The organism is Microterricola pindariensis (genome assembly GCF_002936985.1).
Taxonomy (GTDB): Bacteria; Actinomycetota; Actinomycetes; order Actinomycetales; family Microbacteriaceae; genus Microterricola; species Microterricola pindariensis.
In genome coordinates, this window is record NZ_MPZN01000009.1 from 68,743 (window position 1) to 77,761 (window position 9,019).

General features: G+C 70.9%; 9 protein-coding genes, 1 tRNA gene and 1 pseudogene. 7 read left to right on the forward strand and 4 right to left on the reverse strand.

Features of this window, described 5'->3' with window-relative positions:
- Window positions 1-73: 73 nt before the first annotated feature.
- Both GY24_RS04630 and GY24_RS04635 read left to right on the forward strand, forming a co-directional pair.
- Window positions 74-3,841, forward strand: a complete 3,768-nt coding sequence (locus GY24_RS04630; RefSeq protein WP_104474572.1) for an AAA family ATPase — start codon at window positions 74-76, stop codon at window positions 3,839-3,841.
- Between the two features lie 57 nt (window positions 3,842-3,898).
- Window positions 3,899-4,126 (forward strand): hypothetical protein, encoded by a 228-nt coding sequence (locus tag GY24_RS04635; RefSeq protein WP_104474573.1) that lies wholly within the window; start codon window positions 3,899-3,901, stop codon window positions 4,124-4,126.
- 63 nt (window positions 4,127-4,189) lie between these two features.
- Here GY24_RS04635 and mscL read toward each other — a convergent pair whose 3' ends face one another.
- Genes mscL through GY24_RS04650 form a run of 3 tightly spaced genes read right to left on the reverse strand, consistent with a single transcriptional unit; the run spans window position 4,190 to window position 5,580 of the window.
- On the reverse strand, window positions 4,190-4,612 hold the full coding sequence (gene mscL, locus GY24_RS04640) for a large conductance mechanosensitive channel protein MscL (protein ID WP_104474574.1): 423 nt from the start codon (window positions 4,610-4,612) through the stop codon (window positions 4,190-4,192).
- A 31-nt stretch (window positions 4,613-4,643) separates the two neighbouring features.
- Entirely contained in the window at window positions 4,644-4,949 is a 306-nt protein-coding gene (locus tag GY24_RS04645) for an FmdB family zinc ribbon protein (RefSeq protein ID WP_104474575.1), read from the reverse strand.
- A gap of 52 nt (window positions 4,950-5,001) precedes the next feature.
- On the reverse strand, window positions 5,002-5,580 hold the full coding sequence (locus GY24_RS04650; protein ID WP_083364803.1) for a 5-formyltetrahydrofolate cyclo-ligase: 579 nt from the start codon (window positions 5,578-5,580) through the stop codon (window positions 5,002-5,004).
- A gap of 118 nt (window positions 5,581-5,698) precedes the next feature.
- Between GY24_RS04650 and galU the strand changes: the two genes are divergently transcribed.
- From galU to GY24_RS04675, 5 genes are all read left to right on the forward strand, one after another.
- Entirely contained in the window at window positions 5,699-6,592 is an 894-nt protein-coding gene (gene galU, locus GY24_RS04655; protein ID WP_104474576.1) for a UTP--glucose-1-phosphate uridylyltransferase GalU, read from the forward strand.
- 3 nt (window positions 6,593-6,595) lie between these two features.
- Window positions 6,596-7,249, forward strand: a complete 654-nt coding sequence (locus tag GY24_RS04660; RefSeq protein WP_104474577.1) for a GNAT family N-acetyltransferase — start codon at window positions 6,596-6,598, stop codon at window positions 7,247-7,249.
- Between the two features lie 103 nt (window positions 7,250-7,352).
- A complete protein-coding gene (locus GY24_RS04665; RefSeq protein WP_133161114.1) occupies window positions 7,353-8,333 on the forward strand; it encodes a hypothetical protein in 981 nt (326 codons plus the stop codon).
- Window positions 8,334-8,476: 143 nt separating this feature from the next.
- Window positions 8,477-8,716 carry a hypothetical protein gene (locus tag GY24_RS04670; RefSeq protein ID WP_104474579.1) on the forward strand — a complete coding sequence of 80 codons (240 nt, stop codon included), beginning with the start codon at window positions 8,477-8,479 and terminating at the stop codon, window positions 8,714-8,716.
- 72 nt (window positions 8,717-8,788) lie between these two features.
- Window positions 8,789-8,861, forward strand: a tRNA-Ala gene (locus tag GY24_RS04675).
- Between the two features lie 48 nt (window positions 8,862-8,909).
- Here the strand turns inward: GY24_RS04675 and GY24_RS18305 are convergent.
- A pseudogene (locus tag GY24_RS18305) lies at window positions 8,910-9,019 on the reverse strand (GyrI-like domain-containing protein); the annotation flags it as partial.

Genomic DNA, 9,019 nt, shown 5'->3' on the forward strand with positions numbered 1-9,019 from the left:
ACCGGGAGACGTCTTTGAGCGAAACTCCGTTCACGTGCACGGCTTTGCCCCCCGCGGGAAATAGGGTGTCGGTGTGTGGCGAGTAGATAAGAAGAACGACGAAGACGAAGACTTCCTGTCGGAGCTGGACGGCACGGAGGACGGGAGCGCGCCCGGTCCTGCCCGCACGGCGTCGCCGCACACGGTGAGCCTGGGCGATCCGAGCCTCGTCGCCGGCAACATCGCCGAGAACGACTGGGAGCGCTGGCGCACCGAGCTGGCCGCCCTCGGCGGGCGCTCGCCGCTGCTGCACTTCGACGACAACACCCGCACCCGCATCGAGCTGAGCGTGACCCACCCCGGCGGGCTGCCGCAGTTCATCACCGGCAAGACCACCATGCTCTCCAGCCTGATCCGCGACGAGCTGGCCCTGCGCAACGCCCGCCTCGCCGCCGGCGTGATCACCCAGCGCGGCATCGAGCTGCGCTCGATGCGCGGCCTCGAATCGGTGCACCTGGCCATCGGCCTCGCCCAGTGGCGCTACGGCGACCAGGAGTACCTCGCCCCCGTGCTGCTGCGCCCGCTCGCGATCCGCCGCTACGGCCGCGACTACGAGCTGAAACTCACCGGGGCCCCCTACCTGAACCCGGCGCTGGCCCGCGCCCTGCAGGAGCAGTTCCAGATCTCGCTCGACGCCGACGCCTTCGTCGCGCTGGCCCTCAGCAACGGCGCCTTCAAGCCGCAGCCCGTGATCGACAGGCTCCGCGGCCTCACCTCGCACCTGCCCTGGTTCAACGTCATGCCGCGCCTCGTCGTGTCCTCCTTCGTCGAGGTGGGCAGCACCATGTCGGCGGATGCCGCCGTGCTCGACCACCCCGTCATCGACGCGATCGCGGGCAACCCGGCCGCACGCCAGGCCATCGAGGCCGCCTACACGCCGGTGCAGCCGCCCAGCCAAGACGCCCGCCCGCCGGCCACGGACACCCTGTTGCTGGACGCGGACGCCGAGCAGGAGAACGTCGTCGCCCAGATCGCGGCGGGCAACTCGCTCGTGGTCAAGACGCTGCCGGGCACCGGTGGAACGCAGACCATCGTCAACGCCCTCGGCGCGCTCGTCGGCCAGCACAAGCGCGTGCTCGTCGTGAGCGCCCGCCGCTCCACCCTGGACGGCATCACGCACCGGCTCGGCCAGGTCGGGCTGAACGGCCTGGCCGTCACCCGCCGCACGCTGCGCCGCGACGTCATCCAGTCGATCGGTCGCAACGAGAAGGCCGCCCAGCCGAGCGTCGGCGAGGTCGACGACGCCCTGGTGCGCCTCCGCAAGGTGCTGCTCGACTACCGCGGAGCGCTCACCCGCAAGGACCCGACGCTCGGCGTCTCGGTGCTCGACGCCCTCGGCGAGCTGGCCAGGCTCGCCCTGCTGCCGACATCCCCGTCGACGACCGCCCGCCTCGACCGGGTGTCGCTGGAGGCGCTGGCACACGACCGCACCGCGGCCGCCGACGCCCTGATCAAGGCCGCCGCCCTCGGCGAGTTCCGCTACGGACCGGGCGACTCGCCCTGGTACGGCGCCTCGTTCAGCTCGACGGTGGAGGCCACGGCCACGCACGAGCTGGCCAAGCAACTGGACCGCGTCGAGCTGCCCCGCCTGATGGAGCGCGCGAACGCGCTCATCTCGCAGACCCGGCTGCGCCCCTTCGAGTCGGTGGCGGAGCTCGGCATCTACCTGCGCCTGCTGCTCGACATGCGCGAGAGCCTGGACAAGTTCCAGCCCGCCGTGTTCGACCGCCCGCTCGGCGAGGTCATCGCCGCGACGTCGCCCCGCCGGGAGTCGCCCGAGATGTCCGGCGCCAACCGGCGCCGGCTGAAGAAGCTCGCCCAGGAGTACCTGCGCCCCGGCGTGCACGTGACCGACATGAACGACTCGCTCAAGCGCATCCAGCAGCAGCGGACGCTGTGGCAGCGCTACGTGGTCGCCGGTTCGACGCCCGAGGTGCCCGTCGGCATCGCCGATGTGCACGTGGCGTACACCCGGGTGGCGGAGGACCTGGCCAAGCTCGACGCGCCCCTCGGCGTGACCGGCACGGCCAGGCAGTTGGCCTCGCGCCCCATCGGCGAGCTGACCAGCGCGCTCAGCGGGCTCGCCGCCGAGTCCGAGGTGCTCGCCAACCTGCAGGAGCGCACCGCGATCCTCGGGCAGCTGCGCGAGCTCGCCCTCGACCCGCTGCTGATGGACCTCTCCCAGCGCCACGTGCCGGAGGCCGCCGTCGCCGCCGAACTGGAGCTGGCTTGGTGGCAGTCCGTGCTCGAGTCCATGCTCGGCAACGACAAGGCGCTGCTGAACGCGAACACGCACGTGCTGGACAGGCTGGAGGCCGACTTCCGCCTGGTCGACGAGGCGCACGCCGGGGCATCCGGCGCCCAGCTGGCCTGGCTGCTGGCCGAGACGTGGAAGATCGGCGTCGTCGACTGGCCGGAGGAGGCCGACGCGCTGCGCCAGCTGCTGCGCACCGAGCGCACGACGCCCGCCTCGCTGCACGACGCGGCACCGCACCTCTCCCGAGTGCTGGCACCGGTCTGGCTCGCCTCGCCCTACGAGGTGGCCGAGATCACCGACCGCATCGCCTTCGACACCGTGATGCTGGTGGATGCCGGCGCGACGACCTTCGCCGAGAACCTCGGCGCGATCCGTCGCGGCAAGCAGCTGGTGGCCTTCGGCGACCCGGTGACGCAGTCGCCGGCCCCGTTCGCGACGGCCATCAGCGAGGCCGCGCTGGCCGACCAGACCCCGGCCGTGCAAGCCGAGGAGCAGACGCCGGAGAACCGCAGTGCTGTCGACGCGCTGCACGCCGACTCTGCGCTGGCCCGGCTCGGCGAGCTGCTGCCCACGCTGACCCTCACCCGCAGCTACCGCGCCGGCGGCGAGGACCTCGCCGAACTGGTGAACCGACGCTTCTACGGCGGCCGCATCGACTCGCTGCCCTGGGCGGGCAGCTTCCTCGGGCACGGCAGCCTGGCGCTGCACTACGTCAGCGGCGGGCACGGCATGCCGGATGCCGACACCGGCGCCGTGGAGAGCGTGGACGCCGAGGTCGCCGAGGTCGTCGCCCTGGTGCTCGACCACGCGATGAACCGGCCGCGGGAATCGCTCATGGTGATCACCGCCAGCAACCGGCACGCCGTGCGGGTGCACCAGTCGGTGCTCGCCGCCTTCGCCAAGCGCACCGACCTCAGCGACTTCATCCTCGGCGACCGCGCGGAGCCGTTCACCGTTCTCACGCTCGAGCAGTCGGTGGCGCAGAGCCGCGACCGGGTCATCTTCTCGATCGGCTACGGCCGCACCCCGCACGGGCGCCTGCTCTCCAACTTCGGGGCCCTCGGCGAGCCGGGCGGCGACCGCCTGCTGGCCGTCGGCATGACCCGCGCGCGCCGCGCCATGGACATCGTCTCCTGCTTCCGCCCGGAGGACATCGACGAGGACAGGCAGCGCCACGGAATCCTCGCCCTCTCGCAGGTGCTCAGCCAGACGGAGGCCCGCGAGGCGGAGGTGCACCTGCCCGACGACAGCGAGCCGATGCTGCTGGACCTCGCCGCGCGCCTGCAGAAGATGGGCATCCGGGTCGAGCTGGGGCACCGCGGCAAGCTGGCGCTGGCCGCCTCACACGAGGGGCGCGCGCTCGTCGTGGAGACGGATAGCGCCGTCGGCACGTCCAGCCTGCGCGAGTCGCTGCGACTGAAGCCCGAGGTTCTGCGCCGGCTCGGCTGGCACTACCTGCGCGTGCACAGCTTCGAGCTGTTCAGCGACCCGGACGCCGTCGCGGCCCGCGTCGCGGCCGTGCTGGGCTTCACGCCCTCCCGCTAGCGCCCGCGGGCCGGGCCTGTCGGAACCCCCGTCCGGCGGGCGCGTAGGCTGGAAGCGATGAATGACAAGAACGCCGGCCCCCGGCAGTGGGTGGAGAAGGTTCCAGGAACCAGCCGCCGCTCCCGGTTGACGCCCGTGGCCGGAACCGACGCGAGCCCGGAGTCGCCGATCCTGCACGCCGACACCGTCTTCGATGCGCCGGGCACGGGTGCCGCGGCATCCGGCCCCGCGGCAGCCGGCCCCAACGACGCCCGGCTGCGCGCCGACAAACCGCCGCACTGGTAGCCCGCAGACGCACGCGCGCCGACCGCCAGAAGGCGGTCGGCGCGCGTGTGCGTGTGGCGAGAGCTAGCGGAGCTGCTTGTCCTCGCTGGCCACGAGCGCGTCGCGGATCTCGGTGAGCAGGTCGAGCTCGGTGACCGGGGCGGCAACGTCGGCGGCGTCCTCGACGCCCGCCTTGCGCTTGGCCTCCTGCAGCTCCTTCATCTTGTTGATGGGCAGCACGAAGACGAAGTACACGACGGCCGCCACGATCAGGAAGGTGATGATCGAGCCCAGAACGGCACCGAACTTCAGGCCGCCGCCGCCGGGCAGCGGGAGGATCATCGCCTCATCGAGGCTCTCCGCGTCGAAGATCGCCCCGATCAGCGGCGTGAACAAGTTGGCGACGATCGAGTTGACGACGCCGGTGAACGCCGCGCCGATGACCACGGCAACCGCCAGGTCGATGACGTTGCCGCGCATGATGAATTCGCGGAATCCCTTGAGCATGTGTTCCGATCCCCTTTTCGGTGGCCGAGGCTTAGTTGGAGGGCGCGGCGCTCTTCGGCGCCGATGACCCACTGGAAACGCTAGCCGAGGGCGCGGCCGCCGCCGGTGCAGACGTGCCGGCGTTCGTCGAAGAGGGCGTCGCGGGCAGCGAGCCGCCGCCGGAGCGCGAGTCTGTGCGGTAGAAGCCGCTGCCGTTGAAGGTGACGCCGATGCTGTTGAACACCTTGCGCAGCTTGCCGCTGCATACCTCGCACACCGTCAGCGAGTCGTCGGTGAAGGCCTGGTGGATGTCGAAGGCGTTGTCGCACTCGGTGCAACGGTAGGAATAGGTGGGCACTGAGTCTCCGTGCTGTGTGGATGCGGGGTGGCGCCGCGTGTGCGGCAGAGGATTAGAAACTGACGATGCGGGTGGGGGTGACGACGCCGTTGACCGGTTGGTCGTGCAGCTCGCGCGGCACCTCGTCGACGAACTCGCTGTCGAAGATGACCGCATACACCGGAGGACAATTCTCCATCGAGCCGAGCGTCTTGTCGAAATAGCCGCGTCCCCAGCCCATGCGCATGCCGGACTTGTCGACGGATGCCGCCGGCACGATGATCAGGTCGACATCGTTGATCGCGATCGGGCCGAGCAGCTCGCCCACGGCCTCCGGCATGCCGAAGAGGCCCTCGGTCTCGACGCTCTCCTCGCCGACCGTCCAATCGAGCAGGCCGTCGTCGCGCGAGATGGGGAATAGCACGCGGATGCCCTGCGCTTCGGCCCAGTTGATGAACGGGCGCGTGTTCGGCTCCATCGGGGTGGAGAGGAAGCAGGAGATGGACCGGGCGGAGAGGTCGGTGGTGATGGCCTCGAGGTTCGCGGTCAGCCCGGCCGTGGCAATGTCGCGCTCGCGCTGCGAGAGGTTCTGGCGCCGCTCGCGGAGCTCGGCGCGCAGTGCGCGCTTGGCCAACGTGGGATCGGGGGACATGGCCCCATCTTAGGCGCTGCGCCTCCACCGGGCTGGAGGAACGCCCAGACGGGACACGCCGCCCCCTGAACTGAGGGCGGTCGCGCGCCCGTGTGGGGGAGTGGGTACGCTTGCCGGTATGAGTGTTCGTGCAACCAAAGCCGTCATCCCCGCCGCAGGAATGGGGACCCGGTTCCTGCCGGCGACCAAGGCGATGCCGAAGGAGATGCTCCCCGTCGTCGACAAGCCCGCCATCCAGTACGTCGTCGAGGAGGCCGTGAACGCGGGCCTGCACGACGTTCTGATGATCACGGGGCGCAACAAGAACGCGCTCGAGAACCACTTCGACCGGGTCACCGAGCTCGAGGCGACGCTGGAGAAGAAGGGCGACCTCCAGCGCCTGGAAAAGGTGCTGGAGTCCACCGAGCTGGCCGACATGCACTACGTGCGCCAGGGCGACCCGCTCGGCCTCGGCCACGCCGTTCTGCGGGCCAGGATGCACGTCGGCAATGCCCCGTTCGCCGTGCTGCTCGGCGATGACATCATCGACGCCCGCGATGTGCTGCTCGAGCGCATGCTCGACGAGCAGGTGGCGCGCAACGCCACCATCGTCGCGCTGCTCGAGGTCGAGCCAGAGAACATCCACCTGTACGGTGCCGCGGCGATCGAGCTCACCGAGGACCCGGATGTCGTGCGCATCACCGGCCTCGTCGAGAAGCCGAGCGCCGAAGAAGCGCCGTCGAACTACGCGATCATCGGCCGCTACGTGCTGAAGCCCGAGATCTTCGACGTGCTCGAGAGCACGCCCCCCGGCAAGGGCGGCGAGATCCAGCTGACCGACGCCCTCGAGGTGATGGCCGCGGATGCCGAGAACACCGGAGGCGTCTACGGCGTCGTGTTCCGCGGCCGCCGCTACGACACGGGCGACCGCCTCGACTACATCAAGGCCATCGTGCAGCTCGCCGTCGACCGCGACGACCTCGGCCCGGAGTTGCGCGTCTGGCTCAAGCAGTTCGTCGGCGACCTGGCCTGACCCATGGTGCTGCCCACGCTGCGGGAGGGCGCAGTCACCCTGCGCCCGATCCGCCTGCGTGACGCGCGCGCACTCGAGAAGTTGTTGCTGGACAACCGCAGCTGGCTGAGCAAGTGGGAGGCCACCAACCCGGGCGGTGTCGGCTCCTTCGACATGCGCTCCGGCATCCGCAATCTCTTGGCGCATGCCCGGGGCGGCCACGGCCTGCCCTTCGTCATCGAATGCGATGGGCAGCTCGCCGGGCAGCTGAACGTCTCCTCGATCAGCTACGGCTCGCTCGGCTCGGCCACGCTCGGCTACTGGGTGGCGGAGTCTTTCGCCGGCCGGGGGATCACGCCGATGGCGGTCGCGCTGGCGACCGACTACTGCTTCGGCCAGCTCGGACTGCACCGCATGGAGATCTGCATCCGCCCCGAGAACGGCCCGAGCCTGCGGGTGGTGCAGAAACTCGGCTTCCGTTACGAGGGCCTGCGGCGGCGCTACATCCACATCGACGGCGACTGGCGCGACCACTTCTGTTTCGCGCTCGTGCGCGAGGAGCTGCGCTGGGGCGTTCTGGAGCGCTGGAAGAACGGGCTCGTCCCGGGGGATGCCGCGGCCATTCCGGAGGCGGACACCCGGCGTGCCGCCGAACCGCTGCCCCGCGCGCGCAGCTGAACGGGGCCGGCCGGCACCCAGAACAGGGGTAATCTGGGAAAAACCTGAAGACACGCCCCACGCTAGTCGCGCGGTATGCAGCATTCCCCCTAACTTAGAGACTATGGGTGCAGATGCGCTGGGTGGGGGAGTATTGGTGGCCGCGGCCGCCGTGCTCTGGCTTGCCTACCTGCTGCCCACGTGGCTGCACCGCCGCCAGTATCTGACGAGCGAACGCAACGCCGTGCGGCTGCAGCAGACGCTGCGCGCGCTGGCCGAGACCGCCGAGGCACCGCAGCAGATCGCCGTCGAGGCGACCGCCAGGGCAGCCGTCACCCAATCCAAGATTCTGCGGGAGCGTGAGAACGCCGCCCGCGAGCTGGTCAAGGCCGAGGCCGCCGCCGCCGCGACGACCCGCCGCGCCGAGGACGCCCTGCGCATCGAGAAGGTGCGGGCCGAGGCCGCCCGCGTCGCCGCCAACCCCGTTCTCATCGCCCGCGCTCGGCTGCGCACCCTGCGCCGGGCGCGCGGCATCACCGCGCTGGCCCTGCTGGCCTCGCTCGTGGCCGTGATCGCCGGCGCCATCGTGGCCGCCGTCGGCGGGCCCGCGGTGCTGCTCAGCGGAGGGCTCGTCGTCGGCGTCGCCGCCTTCTTCACGCTCGGCTCGCTGGCCAAGGCCGGCCGTGTCGCCGCGAAGATCGCCCGCGCCACGCCCGCTGCGCCGGCCGCGCCCGCCCGCTTCACCCCCGTCGAGTTCGCCCCGCGCGCCTCCGCGCCGCAGAGCTGGACCCCGCGCCCGCTGCCGAAGCCCGCCTACCTCGAGCGCGGATCCGTCGCCGCGGCCGCCCGGGCCTCCGTCGACGCAGCCGCCGAGCTGCGCCGCGCCGCCGCCCGCGCCGCCCTGCTCGAGAAGGCTGCTGCACTCGACGCCGAGACGGCCGCACCCGCCGCCACGGTCACCGCCCTCGCCCGCCCGGCCGCACCGGCTGCGCCCTCGGCTCCCGCCGTCCCCAGCCGTTTCGCCGCGATGGGCATGGTCAACGACGCGGCGCCCGGAATGGGCGACCTCGACGCCGTGCTGCGCCGCCGTCGCGCCGCCGGCTGACACCCCGCCGCACAGTCCGCGCCACCCGCTGCGCAGTCGATTGTTCGCCGAAACCTCGCCGTGGGTGGGCTGAGGGGCGTATGGTCTGGAGTCAGTCGGATGCGGCGGCCTGCGGCATCCGGAACCGTGATGTGAGGTGAGCGATGAGCGAGAAGACGACTTACACCGCCGTGCTGTTCGGCCCGGGCATGATCGGCCATGGCGACGAGATCGAGCTGGACTACGTGAATGGCGCGTACCAGCCGGAGATCGTGACGGAGTACGACGAGCCGGAAGGCAGGATCACGCGCACCTGGCGGCTCGGGCACGAGACCGAGGAGCCGGTGCCGTACCGTTTCGTCGGCGAGAACGATCCCGGCGGGGAGCCGCACATCACCAATTGAGCCACTCCGGCGCGTCTCGGGCGGGCGGTGTCATTTCTGGGTGCCGAGCGGTGGTATCGTAGGAAACCGCACGGGCCCTTGGCGCAGTTGGTAGCGCGCCTCGTTCGCATCGAGGAGGTCAGGAGTTCGAATCTCCTAGGGTCCACGCGTGAGGTCGGCATCTTCGGATGCCGGCCTCTTTTTCGTTTCCGGGTTACTCTGCTGTGTTCCGGCGCACCGGCTGCCGCAGGATCGTCTTCAGCTTGGCGGGCTCCGTGCGGCGGGCATCGCTCAGGTAGATCTCGTGGTGATCGCCGTTGAAGG